Consider the following 23756-nt stretch of genomic DNA (forward strand, 5'->3'; position numbering starts at 1 on the left):
AAAAAATCTTTTTTCTTTGTCTGCAGCACGGATCACAAACCGGGCCATATGATTACGATAAGCGTCCCCGCCAGCGTTAACAACACGTTAGCGATAGCGTAAGTCCCGGCGTATCCAAGGGCTGGAATGTTGCTGCGTGCGGTGTCGCTGATGATTTCCATCGCCGGGGCGCAAGTACGTGCCCCCATCATTGCGCCAAAGAGCAGTGCACGGTTCATACGTAAAACATATGCACCGAACAGGAAGCAAATAACCACAGGCACCAGGCTTACGATAAGCCCTGCAATCAGCATTTGCCCACCAACAGCACCTAAGCCGTTGCCAATGCCGCTACCGGCGCTTAAACCGACACCGGCCATAAAGACCATCAGGCCAAACTCTTTCACCATATTCAGCGCCCCTTGCGGAATATAGCCGAATGTCGGGTGGTTGGCTCGCAGGAAGCCGAGCATGATGCCGGCGAACAGCAAGCCAGCAGCGTTGCCCACGCCGAAACTAAATGAGCTGAACTGGAAGGTGATCATGCCGATCATCAGGCCAATAATGAAGAAGGCGCAGAAGGCGAGCAGGTCGGTAATTTGGCTGTGAATCGAGATAAACCCAATACGTTCTGCAACGGTTTTCACGCGGCGGGCATCGCCGCTGACCTGTAATACGTCGCCTTTGTTGAGCACGATATTATCGTCGATTGGCATTTCAATCTGGCTGCGGATAACTCGGTTCAGGAAGCAGCCGTGGTCGGTCAGCTTTAATTGCCCAAGGCGGCGGCCGACGGCGTTGTGGTTTTTAACCACAATTTCTTCGGTGACGATGCGCATGTCCAGCAGGTCACGGTCGAAAACTTCTTTACCGTTACGGAAACTTGGGTCGAGGCGTGAATGTGCATCCGGGTAACCGACCAGCGCGATTTCATCACCTTTTTGCAGCACGGCATCGCCATCCGGGTTCGCCAGAATACCGTTACGGCGAATACGTTCGATGTAGCAACCGGTCTGGCGATAAATGCCCAGCTCTCGCAGGTTTTTACCATCAGCCCAGGCCACCAGTTCAGAACCCACGCGGTAGGCACGAATAACAGGCAGATAAACTTTGCGGGCTGCATCGGTATCAAGCCCGCGTTCGCGAGCAATTTGCTGTGCGCTGGTCTGCAAATCCTGGTGCTGGAGTTTTGGCAGGTAGCGTGCGCCAACAATCAGACTCACCAGACCAATAAGATAGGTCAGTGCGTAGCCAAGACTCAGGTTGTCGAGCGAAGTGGCTAACTGGGCTCCGGCGGCACCGGAATGGCGCAAGGTATCACCCGCACCGACCAACACTGGCGTTGAGGTCATTGAGCCTGCGAGCATCCCCGCTGTGAGGCCAATATCCCAGCCAAAGAGTTTCCCCAACCCTAATGCCAGCAGCATTGCAGAGCCGACCATCACCAGCGCCAACATCAAATAATTCTTGCCATCGCGGAAGAAAATTGAAAAAAAGTTTGGCCCAGCTTCCACTCCGACACAAAAAATGAACAACATAAAACCCAGATTTAGGGCGTCTGTGTTAATGGCAAAATGTTGTTGGCCGAGTAATAAAGAGACCACTAAAACACCAATGGAATTACCCAGTTGGACGGAACCAAGGCGTAATTTACCCAGGCATAAACCTAAGGTCAGAACAACAAATAATAACAGGATGTAATTCCCGCTTAACAAATCTGCGACGTTTATATTCACGAAGGATAACTTCTTGTTTACTAGTAACTTGTTGAAAGAGATGGTTTTTTGGGTTAGGGTTTCTACTAATTACGACGCAATTTAATGTTTTTTTCGTTGCATTAAAATATCCAGTGCGCAGACCTGATAATAGCCGTTAGTTTAATCTTTATGAACATTAACGGCTAGTAAGAATATTGTGCTAATTGCGCTACGTGTTTTTTTAGCAGGGATTGCTGAGACTTTATCTGACTGGGGCAAGGTTCTGCATGCAGAACTGTAAATTTAAGTTCGATACAAGCGATCGTCAGGAGGATGTCTGTTCATGCGTGGACAACGTTGGTTTGGAGTCATTTGCTGCTTCGTGTTGTTTGTTGGCGTGTTTCTTTCGCAGAAACTTAGTGTCGCCAACAGCTACCCGGGTGACAGGCATTCGGAGTGGGGGTTGTTGTTTTTTATCCTGCCGGGTGTCATCGCTAGCGTGTTTTCACGCCATGGCCGAGTGATCAAACCGCTGATGGGTGCAGTACTGGCTTCACCGCTTTGTCTGTTAATCATTCACTTTTGGCTGTCGCCAACGCGAACGTTCTGGCAAGAAATGGCCTGGATGTTTAGCGCTGTGTTTTGGTGTGCTCTTGGAGCATTGTGCTACTTGTTTGTACGTACTGCGCTCCGCCGTCAGCGGCGATAAAAAAAACCGGCTCACTGAGCCGGTTTTTTTATATCTGAATTTTGCAGCTTATTCCGCGTTCTGGAACAAGCTCAGATGTTCTTTAGCGTACGCTTCAAAATCAGTGCAACCGCCAATGTGTTTCTGATCGAGGAAAATCTGCGGTACGGTTTCAACAGGTTTACCAACAGTTTTTTCCAGGTCGGCTTTGCTGATACCTTCAGCATGAATATCAACATAACGGAAGTTGAAGTCATCACGCTCAGCGGTCAATTTCTCAGCCAACTCTTTAGCACGAACACAATATGGGCAGCCTGGGCGACCAAAGATTACTGCAAACATGGAATCTCCTTTATTTTTTGTGGCCGAACGAACCGGCGAATGCAACTATAATGCCGCTAACTGTTGCGAATGGAAAGAAGGTCTTGCCTGTTAGTCTGATATTCCTCGCCTATATACCCGTCATACTCCAGGCTGCTGGTGCCACGGTCAATAACTTGAGTAAGCTCCTGTAGATTCCCTTTGTTGCCGCCTGCCTGGTGAATTATTTAGGGCATACAACGTAGACAACAAAGATGCCGCCCGAAATGCCTCGGGTATATACTGAGCCAATAATTGCCTCTGGAGACAAGCGGATGCGTTCACTTGGTTCGTTACCGAAACCTGTACTCATACTCGAAGTTATCGGTATCGCTTTTTTACTGCTGTCGTATCTTTCCCTGAACGGTTACGTGGTTTTACCCGCACCCTTTGGGAATGCCACGGCGGCTATCATCATGGTATTTTTAGGGATTGCGCTGATGATCCCAGCGGCGGCATTCATGGTCTGGGCGATGGCTCAGAACGTTGCACCGCTGCTGACCAAAGGGCAAGCTCCACTCGATAAATCTCTTTCAGACAAGCCAAAGGATAAACGCGATGACGCCGACCATTGATCTGCTGCGCTCACACCGTTCCGTTCGTCGCTATACCGACGAGCCGATTACCGACGAACAACGCGCAGCGATTGTTGCCAGTGCCCAGGCGGCTTCCAGTTCCAGTTTTTTACAGTGCACGTCGATTATACGCATCACGGATAAGTCGCTGCGTGAGCAACTTGTTCCACTGACTGGGGGCCAACAGCATGTGGCGCAGGCGGCAGAGTTTTGGGTATTTTGCGCCGATTTTAACCGCCATTTGCAAATTTGCCCCGAAGCGCAGCTCGGCCTTGCAGAGCAGTTGCTGCTTGGCGTTGTTGACACAGCAATGCTGGCACAAAACGCGTTTACCGCAGCGGAGTCGCTGGGTTTAGGTGGCGTTTACATCGGTGGTATTCGTAACGGCATTGAAGCCGTAACGGAATTATTGGCTCTGCCAAAACATGTGTTGCCGCTATTTGGCCTGTGCCTCGGCTGGCCTGATGAGGATCACGGTATCAAGCCGCGTATGCCTGCTGCCATGTTGATGCATGAAAACAGTTATCAGCCAGTCGACCACAACGTGCTTGAACAGTATGACGAAGAGATGGCGCAGTATTATCTCTCGCGTGGCAGCAACACGCGCCGTGATACCTGGAGTGACCATATTCGTCGTACCATCATTAAAGAAAACCGTCCTTTCATTCTCGATTATCTGCATAAGCAGGGTTGGGCTGTGAGATAAAAGGCCTCGGGGGTGGCTCCTGCCACCGCCGATCAATACATTTTTACTATCAATCAGCCGCCTAAACGGTATTGGTTGAGGGGACTTATCAGTCGGTATAACAGTTTCAGAATTTTTACTCTGTTATTTCGACCTTCTGATAAGGAACTCCCGATGCCGATGACAACACTTGATAACTCCCCGTATTACGCCGCAGATATTATTCGTTCTCGTATTAACGGGCTTGTGCCACGCGTGGCTTTCATTCTGGGTTCTGGCCTTGGTGAGCTGGCTGAGAAAATCGAACAGCCGGTTGTGTTCCCGTACGATGAATTGCCTGGTTTCCCGGTGAGCACCGTGCATGGCCATGCGGGTGAGTTGGTTGTCGGCACGCTGGCGGGTGTGCCTGTCGCTTGCATGAAAGGGCGTGGTCACTTCTACGAAGGGCGCGGTATGTCGTTGATGACCAACGCGATTCGTACATTCAAATTACTCGGTTGTGAAATTCTGTTCTCCACTAATGCCGCCGGTTCATTACGTCCTGAAGTCGGGCCTGGCAGCCTGGTTGCGCTTAACGACCATATCAACACCATGCCTGGTACACCGATGGTGGGCCCTAACGATGATCGTTTTGGTGAGCGCTTCTTCTCACTGGCGAATGCTTATGACGCAGATTACCGTGGCGTTTTGCAGAGCGTGGCAAAAGAGCAGGGCTTCCCGCTCACGGAAGGTGTGTTTGTTTCATACCCTGGCCCGAACTTTGAAACTGCTGCAGAAATTCGCATGATGCAAATCATCGGCGGCGATGTGGTCGGTATGTCTGTGGTGCCTGAGGTTATCAGTGCGCGCCATTGCGGCCTGAAAGTTGTAGCGGTTTCGGCAATTACTAACCTGGCAGAGGGGTTGGGCAGTATTCAGCTTTCCCATGCGCAAACCCTGGCGGCCGCGGCGCTATCACGCCAGAACTTTATCAATCTTATCTGCGGTTTCCTGGGCAAACTCGCCTGAGGCATTTCCAACACATCGGGTAAAACACATGGCGACTCACTACCTGGCGATTAAACCTCGCTTGAAAATCATGTTGTTTTTGCAGTATTTCATTTGGGGCGCCTGGCTGGTCACGCTAGGCTCATACATGATTAATACCCTCGGGTTCCGGGGGGCAGACGTAGGTATGGTTTACAGTACCAAGGGCATTGCAGCGTTATTAATGCCGGGGATTGTCGGCATTATTGCTGACAAATGGCTGCCTGCGAATCGAGTCTATGCCCTGTGTCACCTGGTGTGTGCGCTTATGCTTACCTGGGCGGCCAGCATTAACCAACCTGGGTTGATGTTCTGGATCATGCTTGGGAACGCAATGGCGTTTATGCCAACGATTGCGCTGTCGAATACCATCTCTTACGCCAGTCTCGAAAAAGTGGGTCTGGATACCGTCAGCCATTTCCCGCCGATCCGCGTTTTTGGCACCATCGGTTTTATTGCGGCGATGTGGACCGTGAGTCTGATGCGTTTTGAGCTCAGTAATCTTCAGTTGTATATTGCCGCCGGATCGTCGCTTGTACTGGCTCTTTATTCACTGACTTTGCCAACGATTCCGGTGGCAAAAGGTGGCGTATCCCGCACATGGGTGAGCCGCCTGGGGCTGGATGCTTTCGTATTATTCAAAAACCCACGTATGGCCGTTTTCTTCCTGTTCGCCATGCTGCTCGGTGCGGTACTACAGATAACGAACACCTTCGGCAACCCGTTCCTGCATGATTTCGCGCGCAACCCTGAGTTTGCCGATAGCTTCGTGGTGCAATATCCGTCGATTCTGCTGTCTGTTTCTCAGATGTCGGAAGTGGCGTTTATCCTGACCATTCCATTCTTCCTGCGCCGCTTTGGTATCAAGCAGGTGATGTTGATGAGTATGGTGGCCTGGGTGCTTCGTTTTGCTCTCTTTGCCTGGGGTGATCCGTCAGCGTTTGGTTTCGTGTTACTGCTGCTCTCGATGGTGGTGTACGGCTGCGCATTCGATTTCTTCAATATTTCCGGTTCCGTGTTTGTGGAACAAGAGGTGGATTCGCGTATTCGTGCCAGTGCGCAGGGGCTGTTTATGACGATGGTCAACGGCATTGGTGCGTATGTTGGCGCAATACTCAGCGGTTATGTAGTGGACTATTTTAGCGTCGATGGCGTTAAAGACTGGACCACCATCTGGCTGGTGTTTGCCGGATACGCACTGGTGCTGGCAGTTATTTTCCACTTCAGTTTCCAGTATCGTCACAATCCAGCGCTCAAGGCTGCGGCACCGATCGCACCTTAAAGCCGTCAGGATTACAGCGAGCGGCAGGAGTGGTAAGTTATGGGGCTGCCAAAACAAAGGGGCCCCATGACTATTTCACAGCGAACTTACCGTACCGACTTAAAGCTTCTGCGTTATTTCCAGGCGGTGGCGGAAGAGCTACATTTTGGCAAAGCTGCTGTGCGGTTGAATATGTCCCAACCGCCGCTGAGTTTTCACATCAAAGAGTTAGAATCCCAGCTCGGCACCGTTTTGTTTATTCGCCACTCACGCAGTGTTGCGTTGACGCATGCCGGCGAAATCCTGCTCGAAGAAACCCGGCGTCTGCTCGATAGCGCGAATATAGCCCTGGCGCGGGTTGAGCAAATCGGCCGGGGTGAAGGTGGGCGTATTCACCTTGGGATTGTCGGCACGGCTATCTGGGGCGGGTTACGCCTCGGGCTGCAAACGTTTATCGCCGACTTCCCGGCGATTGATATCTTGTTTCGTGAAAAGTCACCGGGCGATCAGATTTCATTAATTGAGCGTCACGAAATTGACGCCGGTATCTGGCGTATGGAAACCAATCCGCCAGCGGGTATGCGCAGCGAAAAACTCCACGACGCCACCTTCCTGGTCGCTTTGCCAGAAAAGCACCCTCTGACAAAACAATCTGCCATTGATATTGAGCAACTGCGCCACGAAGCCTTTGTCACCATGACGGCGGTGCATTCGGACTGGACCTTCTTGCAAGGTGTTTGCCGTGAAGCCGGGTTCTCGCCACGGGTTGTCAGAGAAGCCGTTGAACCGCAGACGGTTCTGGCACTGGTGAGTATTGGTATGGGGCTGACGATTATGGCGGACAGCTACGCGCAAATGAACTGGCCGGGCGTCACGTTCCGCCCACTCACAAAAGCGATCCCAGCGGATCTCTATGTGGTCTACGATCCGCATCATCTGGCGTCGACAACGCGCCATCTAATTGACGTGCTAAAACAGTCTCCAGATACATTGCCCGTTCGTTGAATCAGAATGGCAGTGCTATGATATCCGCGCTGTGATTATTAGACTGGAAACGCTGAGGTGTACGGTGAAAATCGCCATTTTATCCCGGGATGGAACGCTTTATTCTTGTAAACGTCTACGCGAGGCGGCGTCACGCCGTGGTCACGTCGTCGAAATCATCGATCCCCTTTCTTGCTATATGAATATCAACCCGGCGGCACCTTCTGTGCACTATAAAGGACGCCAACTGCCTCATTATGATGCGGTTATTCCACGCATTGGTTCTGCGATCACTTTCTATGGCACCGCCGTTTTACGCCAGTTTGAAATGCTGGGAAGCTATCCGCTAAATGAATCTGTCGCGATCACTCGCGCGCGTGACAAGCTACGTTCGCTGCAATTATTGGCGCGGCAGGGGATTGATTTGCCGGTGACAGGTTTTGCCCATTCACCCGATGACACCAGTGATTTAATCGACATGGTGGGTGGTGCGCCGCTGGTGGTGAAACTGGTGGAAGGCACTCAGGGAATTGGCGTGGTGTTAGCCGAAACGCGCCAGGCGGCGGAAAGCGTGATAGATGCATTCCGTGGCCTGAATGCTCATATTCTGGTGCAGGAATATATAAAAGAGGCGAAAGGGCGGGATATTCGCTGCCTGGTGGTGGGCAATAAAGTGGTGGCGGCGATAGAACGGCAGGCCAAGCCGGGTGATTTTCGCTCCAATTTGCACCGTGGTGGGGTCGCTAATCAGGTCGATATTACCGAACGTGAGCGCGAAATCGCCTTACACGCCGCCGCGACGTTAGGGCTTGATGTTGCGGGTGTTGATATTTTACGTGCTGAACGTGGCCCGCTGGTGATGGAAGTTAACGCCTCCCCAGGTCTTGAAGGCATTGAAAAGACGAGTGGTGTGGATATCGCCACGTTGATGATTGAATGGATTGAGCATCAGGCTCAGCCGGGATTTTGCCTGAAAATAGGCGGTTAAATTCAAGCGAATGCGTCATTGGGCGCATAAAATTAGTATGCGTCGCCATTTTTGCGTAATCTATGGCGCGACTTAATCACTCCCTTTAAGAAGAGGCTACGGCAAATATGGATTCACTCGTTGTCCCGACTCTGGACATCTTACGCCGCTGGCTTGACGAAATCGGTGTGACCATTTTCGAGTGCGATACTTGCCAGGCGCTCCATCTGCCGCATATGCAGAATTTCGATGGTGTCTATGATGCCAAAATCGATCTGGTCGACGATATCGTTTTGTTCTCAGCGCTGGCGGAAGTAAAACCTTCTGCTTTGCTACCACTGGCATCCGATCTGTCATCAATTAACGCAAGCTCGCTAACCGTGAAAGCGTTTTTAGATATTCAGGATGATAACCTGCCAAAATTAGTGGTTTGCCAGTCATTGCAGGCGTCGGTGGGAATTACCCGCGAGCAGTTTGCGGCTTTTGTAAAACAGAGCGAAGAGCAAATCTCGATGGTGATTCTGGAAGCCTGCGCAAACCAGCTGCTCTATATCTCTGAAGAAGAAGAGCAAGACGGCACCGTTATTCAAACTCACTTTCTTCACTAATTGTTTCATTCTTAACCGCAGCGGCTACTATACCCGCTGCGTTCCACGTTTTTTTATTCTGCCTTCTTAGCCTCCGACCAGAATTATTCTCGCCACTCCTGCCCGTTTTGCGCCATACCATAGATGTTTTATGGTTAAAAAATTGATAAAAGTCACTTTTCTGCTTGGGCTATAGTCTCGAAGTCTGGCTACAGTTATTCTTGCGAGACGCGTCAAGCGTGCAACATTCGCAGGAAGTCGTCTGAGCTTTTTTACTGCAGTTTGCATAGAGATGCATGATTCTTGCATGTGCCAGAAGCGAGAAGAAAATGCGTAAAAGTATGATTGAGTAAATTATGCTCGCGAAAGCGGGAATTAGACTTTTTCAGAAGGAATTAAATATGTTTAACCAACGTAAAAAATTGCTATCGGGTATGGTGGCAGGTGTGCTGATGACAGCGCTGATGGCCGTTTCTGCCACCACGTTTGCTGCTGAACAAAAGACGCTGCACGTTTATAACTGGTCTGATTATATTGCGCCGGATACGCTGGCAAACTTCACTAAAGAAACCGGTATTAAAGTGGTGTATGACGTCTTCGACTCTAATGAAGTGCTGGAAGGGAAGTTGATGGCGGGAAGTACGGGCTACGATCTGGTTGTGCCGTCTTCACAATTCCTCGAGCGCCAGGCTCAGGCCGGTATTTTCCAGCCTCTCGATAAGAGCAAACTGCCGAACTACAAAAACCTTGATCCGGAAATGCTGAAACTGGTCGCGCATAACGACCATGACAACAAATACGGCATTCCTTACATGATGGTCACCACCGGTATCGGCTACAACGTCGAGAAAGTGAAAGCGGCATTGGGCAAAGACGCCCCGGTTAATAGCTGGGATCTTATCCTGAAACCAGAAAACCTTGAGAAGCTGAAAAGCTGCGGCGTTTCCTTCCTTGATGCGCCTAGCGAAGTTTACGCATCGGTTCTGCATTACCTTGGCAAAGATCCAAACAGTACCGATCCGAAAGATTACACCGGTGCGGCGAACGATCTGCTGCTGAAACTGCGCCCTTCTATTCGTTATTTCCACTCATCCCAATATATCAATGACCTGGCTAACGGCGACATCTGCGTTGCGATTGGCTGGTCCGGCGATATTCTCCAGGCAGCCAACCGCGCCAAAGAAGCAAAAAATGGCGTGAATATTGCTTATACCATTCCTAAAGAAGGGGCGATGGTGTACTTCGATATGTTCGCAATGACGGCTGATGCGAAAAACAAAGACGAAGCGTACCAGTTCCTGAACTATCTGATGCGCCCGGATGTGGTGGCGAATATCAGTAACCACGTTTATTACGCGAACGCGAATAAAGAGTCGCTGCCATTGCTGAACGCTGAGATTCGTGACAACCCGGGGATTTACCCACCGGCTGATGTGCGCGCCAAGTTGTTTACTCAGGGCGTGCAATCACCAAAAGTTGATCGTGTTATTACCCGTGCGTGGACTAAGGTTAAGACAGGCAAATAATACCCGTCATACTTCAAGCCGCAGATGCGTTGACTGCACCCGTACGCCCCAGTCACATAGTTATCTATGTTCCTGGGGACTTACGGCCTGGTCGCTTTTCTGTAACTCGAATTATTTTGGGTATAAGTGTTATCTAATTAGATATGCAACGGGGCAGTGCACCCCAATGGTGCATGCGCCCCAACACGGACAGAGGCACAAACCTCTGTCACGTCATTGGTACGGCAACCGGGTCGTACATCTTTTTGTTTATGCCGGAGAGCAACATAATTGAACGACGTCACTCCTCGTCCGCATGCGAAAACGCGTAAAGCGCTCACCCCGCTGCTTGAAGTTCGCAACCTCACTAAGTCCTTTGACGGGCAACATGCCGTTGATGATGTCAATCTCACTATTTATAAAGGCGAAATATTTGCGTTGCTCGGCCCGTCTGGCTGTGGAAAATCCACATTGTTACGCATGCTGGCCGGTTTTGAACAACCAAGTGCTGGCCAAATCATGCTCGATGGCGTGGATTTATCACACGTGCCGCCGTACCAGCGTCCAATCAATATGATGTTTCAGTCGTATGCGCTTTTCCCGCATATGACCGTGGAGCAAAACATTGCGTTTGGCCTCAAGCAAGACAAACTCCCGAAAAGTGAAATCACTCAGCGGGTGCAGGAAATGCTGGCGTTGGTGCATATGCAAGAGTACGCGAAACGTAAACCACACCAGCTTTCTGGCGGGCAGCGTCAGCGTGTCGCGCTGGCAAGGAGCCTTGCAAAACGGCCAAAACTCTTGCTGCTTGATGAGCCAATGGGCGCGCTGGATAAAAAATTACGCGACCGTATGCAACTCGAAGTGGTGGATATTCTTGAGCGCGTGGGGGCAACCTGCGTCATGGTGACCCACGATCAGGAAGAAGCGATGACCATGGCGGGGCGTATTGCCATCATGAATCGCGGCAAGTTCGAGCAAATTGGTGAGCCGGAAGAAGTGTATGAGTACCCGGCAACCCGCTACAGCGCCGAATTTATCGGTTCGGTGAACGTCTTTGAAGGGTTGCTTAAAGATCGCCAGGACGATGGTCTGGTGATTGATAGCCCAGGGCTTGTACATCCGCTAAAAGTTGACCCTGATATTTCTGTTGTCGATGGCGTGCCGGTTTACGTCGCCCTGCGCCCGGAAAAGGTCATGTTGTGCGAGGAACCGCCAGCCGATGGCTACAACTTCGCGGTCGGTGAAGTGGTGCACATCGCGTATCTGGGCGATTTGTCGATTTACCATGTGCGCCTGAAAAGCGGCCAGATGATCAGCGCACAGTTACAAAACGAGAACCGCAATCGTAGAGGAATGCCAACATGGGGCGATGAAGTTCGCCTGTGTTGGGATGCTGAAAGTTGTGTCGTTCTGACTGTTTAAGGGGGCGAAATGAGCACGATCACGGAACGCCCGGCTGAGCCACCGGCAAGCAGTTTTAAATTGTGGCTGGGGAAAATGCAGATGCGCCATGGCCGCAAGCTGGTTATCGCTTTGCCTTATCTCTGGCTGATTTTGCTGTTCATGCTGCCATTCTTGATTGTCTTCAAGATTAGCTTTGGTGAAATAGCCCGTTCAATTCCACCTTATACCGACTTAATCACCTGGGCTGACGATCAGATAACCTTCGTACTTAATCTGGCGAACTATCTCCAGTTAACCGACGATCCGCTCTATGCTGAAGCCTATTTGCAGTCGCTGCAAGTGGCAGGTGTTTCTACCATTTGTTGTTTGCTGATGGGCTATCCGCTGGCATGGGCGGTGGCTCACAGCAAACCATCAACACGTAATATTTTGCTGTTGCTGGTGATTTTACCGTCATGGACTTCGTTCTTAATTCGCGTTTATGCGTGGATGGGGATCCTAAAAAATAACGGCGTCCTCAACAACGTGCTGATGTGGCTGGGCGTTATCGACCAACCACTGGTAATTTTGCACACCAATCTCGCGGTCTACATCGGTATTGTTTATGCCTATCTACCCTTTATGGTGCTGCCAATTTATACCGCGCTAACCCGACTCGACTACTCATTAGTTGAAGCGTCGTTAGACCTGGGCGCACGTCCGTTGAAAACGTTTTTCAGCGTCATTGTGCCGCTAACTAAAGGCGGAATTATTGCCGGTTCGATGCTGGTATTTATCCCGGCAGTGGGTGAGTTTGTGATCCCTGAACTGCTGGGCGGGCCAGATAGCATCATGATTGGCCGGGTATTGTGGCAGGAGTTCTTCAATAACCGCGACTGGCCGGTGGCGTCAGCGGTGGCGATCACCATGCTTATCTTGCTGATTGTGCCGATTATGTGGTTCCACAAATACCAGAATAAAACGGCGGGGGACCACGCATGAACAATTTACCGGTAGTGCGCTCACCCTGGCGCATTTTGATTTTGGTGATCGGCTTCACCTTCCTTTACGCGCCGATGCTGATGCTTGTGATCTACTCATTCAACAGCTCAAAACTGGTGACAGTCTGGGCCGGGTGGTCGACGCGATGGTATGTTGAACTGTTCCATGACTCGGCGATGATGAGCGCGGTAGGGCTGAGTTTGACCATTGCCGCAGCCGCAGCCACCGCTGCGGTTATTCTCGGAACTATTGCTGCGGTGGTAATGGTGCGTTTTGGCAAATTTCGCGGTTCCACGGGATTTGCCTTTATGCTTACGGCACCGCTGGTCATGCCTGATGTCATCACCGGCCTTTCGCTGCTGTTACTGTTTGTGGCCTTAGGGCACGCTATTGGCTGGCCAAGCGATCGCGGCATGTTGACCATCTGGCTTGCGCACGTCACGTTCTGTACTGCCTACGTTTCGGTCGTGATTAGCTCCCGTTTGCGGGAATTGGATCACTCAATCGAAGAGGCGGCCATGGACCTGGGTGCAACGCCGCTAAAGGTGTTCTTTGTGATAACCGTTCCGATGATTGCTCCGGCGATTATTTCCGGTTGGTTGCTGGCATTCACGCTGTCTCTGGATGACCTGGTTATTGCCAGTTTTGTTTCAGGGCCGGGGGCAACAACGTTGCCGATGCTGGTATTCTCAAGCGTAAGAATGGGGGTCAACCCTGAAATTAACGCACTGGCGTCTATAATTTTAGGTGTCGTCGGGGTGATTGGTTTGATTGCCTGGTGGTTTATGGCGCGAGCAGAAAAGCAACGCTTGCGCGACATCCAGCGTGCAAGGCATAGCTGAGTAGCTTAAAATCTGCAATGATAAGCCTACTGTGCCGCGCCAGACGCGGCACAGTATCGTATGGAACACGAGGTTTGCGGAAATTTTCAGGAAACGAAGTCAAACACAAGCTAAATTGAACGCTCCCACATTAGTGCTGGTGGCGGCGATCGCTATTCTTACTACGCGAGTGCTCGATCTCATGTTGCTGTTCAACATGCTCGGCGTGCGTGGTGTGATGGATTTTGTGCATCGCAGCGTGCAAACCTGGAGCCTGACGCTGATTTTTCTCGGCAGCCTGGTGATGCTGTGTATCGAATTACGTTGTGCGTTTGTCATCATGAAAGGGCGCAACTGGGGGCGCTGGGTCTTTCTTGCCACGCAGGTTATTGCGGTGGGGTATTTGTGGGCGGCGTCCCTTGGCTGGGGTTACCCTGAACTGTTCAGCATCCCCGGTGAGTCAAAACGTGAGATCTTCCGTTCGCTAATGACGCAGAAACTACCCGATTTATTGGTGCTGTTTCTGTTGTTTGTCCCTTCGCGGAGTCGGCTTTTTTTCAAACTTCAATGACCGCGTAGTGTTACAATCTGCGCCCCCGGTTCTTAGGATTACATAATGCATTGCGCGCTCTATCAGGCTAATCGCTGCCGCTCTTGTCAGTGGATTGAACAGCCGATTTCCGAACAGCTCACCGCCAAAATGACCGAACTTCAGCAATTGCTGGAGGGCACAGCGGTGCATGAGTGGTGCGCGCCAATCAGCGGCCCTGAGCACGCATTCCGTAACAAAGCCAAAATGGTTGTCAGCGGCAGTGTAGAAAAACCCTTGCTGGGGATGCTGCATCGCGATGGAACACCGGAAGATTTAACTGAATGCCCGCTTTATCCTGCTTCATTCCAGGCTGTGTTTGCGGTTCTTAAACCGTTTATTGCCCGTGCAGGCCTGACACCGTATAACGTTGCGCGTAAGCGTGGTGAGTTGAAATTTCTGCTGTTAACGGAAAGCCAGTTAGACGGCGGAATGATGCTGCGTTTTGTTCTGCGCTCAGAAGCCAAGCTGGAACAACTGCGTGCAGCGATACCCTGGTTACAACAGCAACTTCCGCAGCTCAAAGTGATTTCTGCCAATATCCAGCCAGTGCATATGGCGATTCTGGAAGGCGAGCAGGAGATCCCATTTACTGAGCAGCAGGCGCTGGAAGAACAATTCAACGGCGTGCCGCTATTTATCCGTCCGCAAAGTTTCTTCCAGACCAACCCGGCCGTTGCTGCTTCATTGTATGCAACTGCGCGTGATTGGGTGCGCGAATTACCGGTTAACCATATGTGGGATTTATTCTGCGGAGTCGGTGGTTTTGGGCTGCATTGCGCCACGCCGGATATGAAACTAACGGGTATTGAAATTGCATCAGAAGCGATTGCCTGCGCACGCCAGTCGGCGGAGAAACTCGGGTTAACGGATATTCATTTTCAGGCGCTGGATTCAACGAAATTTGCCACCGAGCAGCAAGATACTCCAGACCTGGTCTTAGTGAACCCGCCAAGGCGCGGTATCGGCCAGGCGCTGTGTTATTTCCTCAATAACATGGCCCCGAAATACATTATCTATTCAAGTTGTAATGCACAGACCATGGCGCAAGATATCTCGTCACTGGCGGGTTATCGTGTGGAGCGCGTGCAGTTATTCGATATGTTCCCGCACACGGCGCATTACGAGGTTTTGACGTTGCTGGTGCGCGGGTAGTTTTCCCCTCATCCTAATCCTCTCCCCAGGGAGAGGGCAGGGTGAGGGCAATAATTACTGCGGGAACCACTGATCGCTAATCTTCTGATAAGTCCCGTCAGCTTTAATCGCTGCCAGCGCGGTATTCAATTTGGTCAACAAAGCCTGGTTGTCAGGGCGCACAGCAATACCCAAACCGGTACCGAAATATTCTGCATCAGTAACATGCTCACCAACGGTGCCTAATTGCGGGTTGGTTTTCAGCCACTCATTCACCACCGCTGTATCACCAAACACCCCATCAATACGGCCATTTTTCAGGTCGATAATCGCATTCTGGTAACTGTCGTAAGAGACAGTTTTAATTTCCGGGTGTTTATCCTGGAGGTATTTCTGGTGTGTGGTGCCATTTTCCATACCAATGCGCTTACCCTTCAGTTCGTCGAAAGATTTAAACGCACCTTTTTTGGCAATCACTACCGCAGAGTTAGCGTAGTACGGTGTCGTAAAGGCGACCTGCTTGCTACGCTCAGGCGTAATATCCATGCCGGAAATGACAGCATCGTATTTACGGAATTTAAGCGACGGGATCAGGCTGTCAAATGCATGGTTGGTGAAGGTGCAGTCAGCCTGCATTTGTTTGCATAAAGCTTTAGCCAGGTCGATATCAAAACCGACAATCTGATTGTTGGCATCAAGTGATTCAAATGGCGGATAAGTGGCCGAAGAACCAAAGTTGATTTTATCGGCCGCGGCCACGTTGAATGCGGCTGTAGCGAACATAGCGGCCAAAATAAACTTCTTCATGTGTGTTGCTCCCGTCTGTCATGTTTTATTGTATTCGCCGTTTCTCGACGTCAAAAAATCATGCCATCAAGTGAATTTGTATGCAATAAAAATGTATAATTATATTTTTGCGGGCGTAAAAAAGGCGGGGAAGTCCCCGCCTGATTCGAGTGATTTTTACGTTTTAGTTACGGCGTTCAAATGCCAGTGCACGGCGTTCTACCACACGCATCAGCAGCGTTAATAGTCCGTTCACGACCAGATAAACCAGGCCTGCGGCGCCGAATACCATGACATCGTAAGTACGGCCATACAGCAGTTGCCCGTGGCCCATCACTTCCATCAGCGTAATGGTGTACGCAAGAGAAGTACTTTTAAACACCAGAACCACTTCGTTCGAATAGGAAGAAAGTGCGCGTTTAAATGCATAAGGCAGCAAAATGGCGAGCGTATCTTTTTTGCTCATCCCCAATGCACCACATGATTGCCACTGGCCTTCAGGAATCGCGCGAATCGCTCCGTAAAACAGTTGCGTGGTGTAGGCTGCACTGTTTAAAGACAATGCAATCAACGCACACAACCACGGCTCAGAAAGCAGATGCCACAAAACAGGGTAGTTCTGAATGGATGGGAACTGACCCGGGCCGTAGTAAATCAGGAAGATTTGCACCAGCAAAGGCGTGCCGGTAAATAACGTAATATAGGCACGCACGATATAAACCAGTATCGGTGTTTTCAGCGTCAAAACGATGGTGAAAAACAGCGATAAAACCAACGCGACCACAATGGATGCCGCGGTGAGTGTCAGACTGGTGTGCAGGCCTTTAAACAGTTCCGGTAAATACTCGAGCATCAGCCGGGTCTCCGTTCAAAACGTGTCGCTCTCTGGTCAATACGTTTGAGCACGTACTGGCTGATGAGGGTAATCACGAGGTAGATCGCGGCAGCAACCACATACCAGGTAAACGGCTCCTGGGTTCGGGTGGCGATACTCTTGGTTTGTAACATCAAATCATTGACGCTTATCAGCGAAACCAGCGCGGTATCTTTCAGCAATACCAGCCACTGATTGCCTAAACCCGGTAACGCATGACGCCACATTTGCGGCATCACCAGACGGAAGAAGATCGCTGCTTTCGACAGGCCTAAAGCCTGGCCGGATTCCCATTGCCCAACGGGCACGGCTTTAAGCGCACCACGCAAAGTTTGCGAAGCGTAGGCTGAATAGAGCAGCGAAAGCGCAATCACACCGCACAGGAATGGGCTGACGTCAAAATTCTCAATTTGTAATTGGATGGGGATCTGCGCAAAACCGAGGTTGAGCGTAAAGCCATCTGACAGGATCAGCAATAACTGGGAGGAGCCGAAATAAATAAACAGCACCACCAGAATTTCAGGTAAGCCGCGCAGCACCGTTACCAGAGCTGAACCCAGCCAGGCAATCGGGCGCCATTTCGCGGACTCCCATACGGCAAAAATCATCGCCAGAGCCAGGCCGATGATTAGCGCACAGACGGCAAGGCCGACGGTCATCCCGGCGGCGCTCGCTAAAGTAAACATTTCGTTCATTCAGATTACTTCTGGAACCATTTTTCGTAGATGGTTTTGTAGGTACCATCTTGCTTCACTTTTTCCAGCGCAGTGTTGAACTTCGCCTGCAAGTCAGTGTTGCCCTGACGAACAGCGATGCCCAAGCCTGTACCGAAGTAGTCTTTATCCGTCACTTTATCGCCGATAGCAGCCAGTTTAGGATCGGCTTTCAGCCATTCGGTTACTACAGCAGTGTCACCAAATACCGCGTCAATACGACCGCTTTCCATATCCAGCTTAGCGTTCATGTAGCTGTCGTAAGGAACAGTAGTGATTTCCGGATGTTTATCCATGATGAACTTCTGATGTGTAGAGCCGTTCTGCATGCCAACTTTTTTGCCTTTCAGCGCGCTGATATCAGCGATTTTGCCTTTCTGACCGACAAACAGTGCAGAGTTTTCATAATATGGGCTACTGAACAGAACCTGTTTTTCACGCTCAGGCGTGATATCCATACCAGAGATAACCGCGTCAATACGGCGGAATTTCAGGCTTGGGATCAGGCTATCAAAGGCCTGGTTGCTGAAAGTACAGGTCGCATCAATCTCTTTACACAGTGCGTTCGCCAAATCGACATCAAAACCAACAATTTTGTTGCTGGCATCCATAGATTCAAACGGAGGGTAAGACGCTTCCATAGCAAAACGAATAGTTTGTGCAGCCGTCGCGGAAAGGCTCAGGCTAGCTAATAGTGTGGCAAGCAGAACTTTTTTCATGGTTATTTTCCCGGATACATCAGTGTGACAGATAGAATTTAAACGCTTCGGTCTGTGGTTTTGCAAAGCAACTCGCATCACCTTGCTCGACGATGTGGCCATTTTCCATGTAAACCACACGGCTTGCGGTTTTACGCGCAACTTCCACTTCGTGGGTAACGATGACCTGAGTGATATTGGTTTCTGCCAGCTCACGAATGATGCTGACGATCTGCGCGGTGATTTCTGGATCCAGTGCTGCGGTCGGTTCATCAAACAGCAGAATCTGTGGTTCCATCATCAATGCTCGTGCAATCGCGACACGCTGCTGCTGACCACCGGAAAGGTGGAGCGGATAGCGGTCCATATACGGCTTCAGGCGTAAACGCTCAAGCAGTTTATCTGCACGCAGGCGCGCTTCATCTTTGCTGATACCCAGGACGCGGCAAGGCGCTTCCATCAGGTTTTGCAGCACAGTCAGATGAGGCCAGAGATTGTATTGCTGGAACACCATGCCAACGTTGCGGCGCAGTTCACGAATGGCTTTATCGCCAGGCGCTTTAGCAAAGTCAAAATGGTTATCTGCAATGGTGAGTTGCCCGGAACGCGGCATCTCAAGAAGATTGAGTACGCGCAGAAGCGAGCTTTTGCCTGCACCGCTTGGACCAAGCAGCACCAGCGTTTCGCCCTGTGGGCAACTAAGAGTGATATCGAACAGCGCTTGATGTGCGCCGTAAAAACAATTAATGCCGTTTAGTTGAATACTCATGCGCATAAGTTGAATAGCAATTGAAGCCGGAAAGAGTACCTTTAACAGAATAGTTATGCAATCTTTGTGCGTTAAAACCTAAAAATAACTACTCCCACATACTAAAAGTAGCACAATATAGCGGGGCGGGGTGAAGGCAAGAATAAATGTCGGAGTTATAAGTAAACTCCAGACTATTTATATGGGTTATGAATTTCGCCCCGCCGATTGTGTGAATATTGTACCTACCCGACATACTTCGAGAGGCAGCGTTAGTTGGTTTCTATTGCCTGACGCAAGCTGCCCGATGGAGCATGGCTGTTTTCGCCGAGGTAACGCACGTCATCAACCGCCCAACACTGACCCTCACGAATCATCAGAACTTCATCCTGCCAGCTCTGGCTGCCTTTAGTGAGTTTCACGCGCAACGGAATATTGCGTGCATCGGTATTCAGAATGGTTGACGAGGACGCGACTTCAGCAGTGTCTGCGCCATCAGCGTTGCTGGTGAACATATTGCTGCGCATAAATTCATTTTGCGCATTTGGCGACGTACTGGCTTTTTGCAGTTGCTGCGCCAGTGAATCACTCATGTATGGGCGTAAGCCGGTAATCGCGCTGCTGCCCTGGGTTTTATGGCCTATTTGATAATCGTAAAATTGCTGCGCCACGCTATCCGGGCCACCATTAATACAAGGGCCGTTGCGGGTGCCAATATCTTTAAATGCAGGGGTAACGCTGGTGGTACATGCCGTAAGTAACAGGGCGCACGGAAGAAGAGCCAAAACTGAGCTGCGCATTTTTATTTCCTTATCTTCTCAGGAGGACTAACTTAGCATAGCGTATCGCTGCCAAAATGCGTGGCGGGAAATGCGCTAAGATGTTGATACAAAGAGAGGAGAAGCTTATGCAATTTACAACGACCCCAACGCTCGAGGGCCAGAGCATCACGGAATATTGTGGTGTGGTTACCGGAGAGGCCATTCTGGGGGCCAATATTTTCCGTGATTTTTTTGCCGGTGTGCGCGATATCGTCGGTGGACGTTCCGGTGCGTATGAAAAAGAGTTACGTAAGGCGCGTGAGATAGCCTTTAAAGAGTTGCAAGAACAAGCGGAAAGTCTGGGCGCGAACGCCGTAGTGGGGATTGATATCGACTACGAAACGGTGGGCAAAGATGGCAGCATGTTGATGGTGAGCGTCACCGGTACTGCCGTGAAAACGCGTCGATGAAAGGTCGTCTAGCCGCATTTTTAATCGCGTTGTTGCTGGCGGGGTGCGCCAGCAAACCTGAAGTTGCCGATAAAATCGTTGTCGATAAAGGCGATTTTAAAGTCGACACCAGCCACACTGCGCGGGCTGCCTATCCACGTGTGAAAGTGTTGGTTATTCACTACACTGCCGATGATTTTGCTGGTTCATTATCCACTTTAACTGACCAAAATGTCAGTTCGCACTACCTGATTCCCGATACACCACCGACTTCTGGCGGCAAACCGGTTATCTGGCAACTGGTGCCTGAAAGTGAGTTAGCCTGGCATGCCGGGGTGAGTTTCTGGCGTGGCGCGACGCGGATTAATGACACGTCGATTGGCATTGAGCTTGAGAATAAAGGTTTCACCCGCCAGGGCCGCGTAAAGCAGTTTTACCCGTTCAACGCGGCGCAGATCTCGGTGCTTGAGAAACTGGCGAAAGTGATTATCGCGCGTTATCAAATCCAACCGCAAAACGTCGTCGCGCATGCGGATATTGCCCCGCAACGTAAAGTTGACCCTGGCCCGCTATTCCCATGGCAGCAACTGGCACAACAGGGCGTGGGTGCATGGCCTGATGCCAGCAGAGTGGCCTTTTATCTGAATGGTCGTGGTCCGTACCAGCCAGTGGATAAACGAGGTGTGCTTGAATTGCTATCGCGTTATGGTTATCAGGTGACGCCTGAAATGTCGTCGGAACAGCAAAAAAGAGTGATTCAGGCTTTCCAGATGCACTTCCGGCCAAAAGAATATTCGGGCCTGCCGGATGCGCAAACAGAAGCTATCGCACAAGCGTTACTGGAGAAGTACGGGCAGGGGTAAACTGGTTATCCTTCAAACTGCAGCCAACATCTTTGCGGCTTGAAGGATAGCAAGTCTGGTTAACGATGCAGCGTACCGTGATCACGCAGCCAGAGCGCGGTACGTCGAATACCTTCATCGAGCGTGATAATGGGTTGGTAACCCAACTCTGTCTCCGCGCGAGTGGTATCCAGCGTTAAATCAAAATTAAGCTTTGATACACCGTAGTGCGTGAGTACCGGCTCTTTGGCGGATTTGCTACCAAGACGCTCCATGCTGCGGGCAATCACATCCAGCATAGGATAGGGCACAGAACGAATCCGGCATTTAATCTCTAACTCATCAATCAGCTTCTGCACGATCACGCGGAGCGGGCGAGCCTCCATGTTAGTGATGTTGTAGGCCCGGCCAGATGGCTGCGTTTCGCACTGTGTGGCAAGCCACATCGCGTGCACCGCATTTTCGATATACGTCATATCAACCATCGCTTCGCCGCCGCGTGGCAATAGCACGCTGCCATAATGGCGCATCATCTGAACCAGTCGTGGGAAAAAGACTTTGTCATGCGGGCCAAACAAACTTTGTGGGCGCAAAATCGTAAAGCGCGTATGCGGGTTTGATTGTGCTAAAAGCTGGATAACCTCTTCACTGGCGGCTTTGCTGCGCGCAAATTCGTTAGCAAAGCGAACCGGACGAAAATCTTCGTTGATACGACGATGATGATGGTAATCGAAGTAGAGCGACGGTGAGGAAATATGCACAAAATTGCGCACTCCCCAGGCAACGGCCCACTCACCTAAACGACGCGTCGCACGGACGTTGGCAAGATCGAATGCTTCCTGTGTTCCCCATGGGGAGGTAAAGCTCGAGCAGTGCCAAAGCGTATCGACGTCGGCCAGCATCACCTTAGCTTGCGATGAAACCAGTTCTGTCAGGTCAGCATGAACGAACTCGGCGCCCATTTTTTCCAGCAGTTTGCCCATAGCTTCATTGCGCCCGGTCGCCCGTACGCTGATGCCTTTCGCGCGAAGAAATTCGACCGCGTTTCGGCCTAAACCGCTGGTGGCGCCCGTTACCAGTACCTTCATGTGGACCAACTCATGATAATTGAGATTTACGCTGCGCATTTTTCCGTGAAATGGCAGCGCTTGCAATGGGCAAAGCCAAAGATTAGGAGCAGTTAACGAAGTTTATCTAACGTTTGTTCGGAAACCTGGCAAATTCGGCGGGCCATGCCACGGAAAATGAACAGATGCGCGGGGATCATCACCAGCCAATAGAACAAACCTGCGGTTCCGTGCGGATGCCACCATGCCCGAACATCGAGCGTTCGATGTTTACCCTGGTCACGCAGCGTGAATGAAAGCCGCCCAAGCCCTGGCGCTTTCATGCCAAACAGCAACGTCAGCTCTTTTTGTGGCTCAACAATAATCACTTTCCAGCTATCTACATGGTCGCCTACTTCAAGCATTGGCCGCTCAGGGCGACCCTTTGCCAGCCTGTGGCCCACCAGCAGGTCCATATAGCCGCGTGTTTTCCACAGAGCATTGCCGAAGAAATAGCCCTCTTTTCCACCGATCTGATTCACCACTTGCCATAAATCGGCCAGCTCAGCTTCTGTGGTTAACGTGCAACCCGCCTGTTTTGGGAAATAGCCATATTCAGGCCGCCAGCGGGCAAACGCCTGAGCGTCATAACCCCAGTCCTGCGAATTTGCGAGTTTGTGCTCATCTTCAAGTGTGACGCGCAAGGCATCGTCAAAGGTCAGTAACTTTTGTGGGATCAACGCGCGGAGTTCACGATCGTCGGCCAGAAGATCGTGTTTCAGCCCCTGGATCAGTGCTTTGGCGATCGTCGGCGGCACCGAGGTGATCATGTTGAGGAACCACACTGAGATCCAACTGGTGGGTAACGGAATAGGGATAAGTGGGCGATGCTTACCGCAGATCGCCATAAACCGCTCAAACTGCTGTTGATAGCTCAGTACTTCTGGCCCAGCGGCTTCAAAAACCCGGTTTTCCGCTGAGGGATGGTTGAGCATTTCAGTTAAATAATGCAGCAGGTTTTCGAGTGCGATAGGCGTTGTGCGTGAGCGCACCCAGCGTGGCGGCGTGAGCACGGGCAGGTTATAGACCATGTCGCGCATCACTTCGAAAGCGGCGGAACCGGCACCCACGATAATACCGGCACGGACTTCGGTCACCGGTACGCCTGATTCACGCAGAATATCGGCAGTGAGCTGGCGAGCGCGCAGATGTTCGGAATCGCCATCACCTTCTGGTGCCTGAAGCGAGCTGAGAAATATCAGGTGCTTAACCGGGTGAGCGAGTAACGCGTCGCGCAAATTGAGCGCGGTCTGGCGCTCATGGGCCACGAAATCAGCACCGTCACCCATGCTGTGCACCAGGTAATACAGCGTATCGACATTTTCCAGAAGTACTGGAAGTGTTTTCGGCCACTGTAAATCGACATGGCGGCAAACTACTCCCGGCCAGGGTTGTTTCTCGAGCCACTCAACACGCCTCGCGGCTGCGGTGACGTGATGCCCGGCCTGAGCGAGTCGCGGCACCAGATGCTGCCCGATATAACCACTTGCGCCGAGTACCAGAATATTTTGTGGCTGTGTCATCGTCCCTGAC

General features: G+C 51.0%; 26 protein-coding genes. 16 read left to right on the plus strand and 10 right to left on the minus strand.

Annotation, left to right across the window (positions count from 1 at the left end):
- Positions 1-32 precede the first annotated feature (32 nt).
- Positions 33-1715 carry an aspartate:alanine antiporter gene (locus M975_RS03775; RefSeq protein WP_064557428.1) on the minus strand — a complete coding sequence of 561 codons (1683 nt, stop codon included), beginning with the start codon at positions 1713-1715 and terminating at the stop codon, positions 33-35.
- Between the two features lie 304 nt (positions 1716-2019).
- On the opposite strand from M975_RS03775, the gene M975_RS03780 reads away from it, so the two are divergent.
- On the plus strand, positions 2020-2385 hold the full coding sequence (locus tag M975_RS03780) for an inner membrane protein YbjM (RefSeq protein WP_064557430.1): 366 nt from the start codon (positions 2020-2022) through the stop codon (positions 2383-2385).
- 48 nt (positions 2386-2433) lie between these two features.
- Here the strand turns inward: M975_RS03780 and M975_RS03785 are convergent, their stop codons facing one another.
- Positions 2434-2706: a GrxA family glutaredoxin gene (locus M975_RS03785; protein ID WP_034456459.1), complete on the minus strand. Its 273-nt coding sequence runs from the start codon at positions 2704-2706 to the stop codon at positions 2434-2436.
- Positions 2707-2999: 293 nt separating this feature from the next.
- On the opposite strand from M975_RS03785, the gene M975_RS03790 reads away from it, so the two are divergent.
- The 13 genes from M975_RS03790 (at position 3000) to rlmC (ending at position 15267) form a co-directional block, all read left to right on the plus strand.
- Positions 3000-3299, plus strand: a complete 300-nt coding sequence (locus tag M975_RS03790) for a YbjC family protein (RefSeq protein ID WP_064557432.1) — start codon at positions 3000-3002, stop codon at positions 3297-3299.
- A complete protein-coding gene (nfsA, locus tag M975_RS03795) occupies positions 3283-4005 on the plus strand; it encodes an oxygen-insensitive NADPH nitroreductase (RefSeq protein WP_064557433.1) in 723 nt (240 codons plus the stop codon). The genes M975_RS03790 and nfsA overlap by 17 nt, the downstream gene beginning before the upstream one ends.
- A 153-nt stretch (positions 4006-4158) precedes the next feature.
- A complete protein-coding gene (gene xapA / locus M975_RS03800) occupies positions 4159-4992 on the plus strand; it encodes a xanthosine phosphorylase (protein ID WP_064557435.1) in 834 nt (277 codons plus the stop codon).
- 43 nt (positions 4993-5035) lie between these two features.
- Entirely contained in the window at positions 5036-6292 is a 1257-nt protein-coding gene (locus tag M975_RS03805; RefSeq protein ID WP_064557667.1) for a nucleoside permease, read from the plus strand.
- A gap of 66 nt (positions 6293-6358) precedes the next feature.
- Positions 6359-7276 carry a LysR family transcriptional regulator gene (locus M975_RS03810; RefSeq protein WP_064557668.1) on the plus strand — a complete coding sequence of 306 codons (918 nt, stop codon included), beginning with the start codon at positions 6359-6361 and terminating at the stop codon, positions 7274-7276.
- Positions 7277-7340: 64 nt separating this feature from the next.
- A complete protein-coding gene (rimK, locus tag M975_RS03815; protein ID WP_064557440.1) occupies positions 7341-8243 on the plus strand; it encodes a 30S ribosomal protein S6--L-glutamate ligase in 903 nt (300 codons plus the stop codon).
- Between the two features lie 107 nt (positions 8244-8350).
- Positions 8351-8830: a YbjN domain-containing protein gene (locus M975_RS03820; RefSeq protein ID WP_064557443.1), complete on the plus strand. Its 480-nt coding sequence runs from the start codon at positions 8351-8353 to the stop codon at positions 8828-8830.
- 380 nt (positions 8831-9210) lie between these two features.
- On the plus strand, positions 9211-10335 hold the full coding sequence (potF, locus tag M975_RS03825; RefSeq protein WP_064557444.1) for a spermidine/putrescine ABC transporter substrate-binding protein PotF: 1125 nt from the start codon (positions 9211-9213) through the stop codon (positions 10333-10335).
- 270 nt (positions 10336-10605) lie between these two features.
- On the plus strand, positions 10606-11739 hold the full coding sequence (gene potG / locus M975_RS03830; RefSeq protein WP_157093323.1) for a putrescine ABC transporter ATP-binding subunit PotG: 1134 nt from the start codon (positions 10606-10608) through the stop codon (positions 11737-11739).
- A gap of 9 nt (positions 11740-11748) precedes the next feature.
- Entirely contained in the window at positions 11749-12702 is a 954-nt protein-coding gene (potH, locus tag M975_RS03835; RefSeq protein ID WP_064557446.1) for a putrescine ABC transporter permease PotH, read from the plus strand.
- A complete protein-coding gene (gene potI, locus M975_RS03840; RefSeq protein WP_064557448.1) occupies positions 12699-13544 on the plus strand; it encodes a putrescine ABC transporter permease PotI in 846 nt (281 codons plus the stop codon). The genes potH and potI overlap by 4 nt, the downstream gene beginning before the upstream one ends.
- Positions 13545-13659: 115 nt before the next feature.
- A complete protein-coding gene (locus tag M975_RS03845; protein WP_425338987.1) occupies positions 13660-14094 on the plus strand; it encodes a YbjO family protein in 435 nt (144 codons plus the stop codon).
- Between the two features lie 45 nt (positions 14095-14139).
- Positions 14140-15267, plus strand: a complete 1128-nt coding sequence (rlmC, locus tag M975_RS03850; RefSeq protein ID WP_064557449.1) for a 23S rRNA (uracil(747)-C(5))-methyltransferase RlmC — start codon at positions 14140-14142, stop codon at positions 15265-15267.
- Between the two features lie 54 nt (positions 15268-15321).
- On the opposite strand, the gene artJ (M975_RS03855) is transcribed toward rlmC, so the two are convergent.
- The 6 genes from artJ (M975_RS03855) to M975_RS03880 form a co-directional block, all read right to left on the minus strand.
- The gene (gene artJ / locus M975_RS03855; RefSeq protein ID WP_064557451.1) at positions 15322-16053 is read right to left on the minus strand and encodes an arginine ABC transporter substrate-binding protein ArtJ; all 732 of its coding nucleotides are present in this window, start codon (positions 16051-16053) and stop codon (positions 15322-15324) included.
- A gap of 163 nt (positions 16054-16216) precedes the next feature.
- Positions 16217-16885, minus strand: a complete 669-nt coding sequence (gene artM / locus M975_RS03860; RefSeq protein WP_064557453.1) for an arginine ABC transporter permease ArtM — start codon at positions 16883-16885, stop codon at positions 16217-16219.
- Positions 16885-17601: an arginine ABC transporter permease ArtQ gene (artQ, locus tag M975_RS03865; RefSeq protein ID WP_064557455.1), complete on the minus strand. Its 717-nt coding sequence runs from the start codon at positions 17599-17601 to the stop codon at positions 16885-16887. The genes artM and artQ overlap by 1 nt, the downstream gene beginning before the upstream one ends.
- Before the next feature lie 5 nt (positions 17602-17606).
- Complete coding sequence (gene artJ / locus M975_RS03870; protein WP_064557457.1) at positions 17607-18338, minus strand: arginine ABC transporter substrate-binding protein; 732 nt, start codon at positions 18336-18338, stop codon at positions 17607-17609.
- A 19-nt stretch (positions 18339-18357) separates the two neighbouring features.
- Positions 18358-19086 (minus strand): arginine ABC transporter ATP-binding protein ArtP, encoded by a 729-nt coding sequence (gene artP, locus M975_RS03875; RefSeq protein ID WP_064557670.1) that lies wholly within the window; start codon positions 19084-19086, stop codon positions 18358-18360.
- Between the two features lie 251 nt (positions 19087-19337).
- Positions 19338-19865, minus strand: coding sequence for a lipoprotein (locus M975_RS03880; protein WP_064557459.1), 528 nt, complete (start codon positions 19863-19865; stop codon positions 19338-19340).
- 107 nt (positions 19866-19972) lie between these two features.
- On the opposite strand from M975_RS03880, the gene M975_RS03885 reads away from it, so the two are divergent.
- Entirely contained in the window at positions 19973-20296 is a 324-nt protein-coding gene (locus tag M975_RS03885) for a heavy metal-binding domain-containing protein (protein WP_064557461.1), read from the plus strand.
- A complete protein-coding gene (locus tag M975_RS03890; RefSeq protein WP_064557462.1) occupies positions 20293-21138 on the plus strand; it encodes an N-acetylmuramoyl-L-alanine amidase in 846 nt (281 codons plus the stop codon). The genes M975_RS03885 and M975_RS03890 overlap by 4 nt, the downstream gene beginning before the upstream one ends.
- 59 nt (positions 21139-21197) lie before the next feature.
- On the opposite strand, the gene M975_RS03895 is transcribed toward M975_RS03890, so the two are convergent.
- The gene (locus M975_RS03895; protein ID WP_064557464.1) at positions 21198-22205 is read right to left on the minus strand and encodes an NAD-dependent epimerase/dehydratase family protein; all 1008 of its coding nucleotides are present in this window, start codon (positions 22203-22205) and stop codon (positions 21198-21200) included.
- Positions 22206-22297: 92 nt separating this feature from the next.
- Positions 22298-23746: an SDR family oxidoreductase gene (locus tag M975_RS03900; RefSeq protein WP_064557465.1), complete on the minus strand. Its 1449-nt coding sequence runs from the start codon at positions 23744-23746 to the stop codon at positions 22298-22300.
- Positions 23747-23756 lie beyond the last annotated feature (10 nt).

The organism is Buttiauxella brennerae ATCC 51605 (genome assembly GCF_001654925.1).
Taxonomy (GTDB): Bacteria; Pseudomonadota; Gammaproteobacteria; order Enterobacterales; family Enterobacteriaceae; genus Buttiauxella; species Buttiauxella brennerae.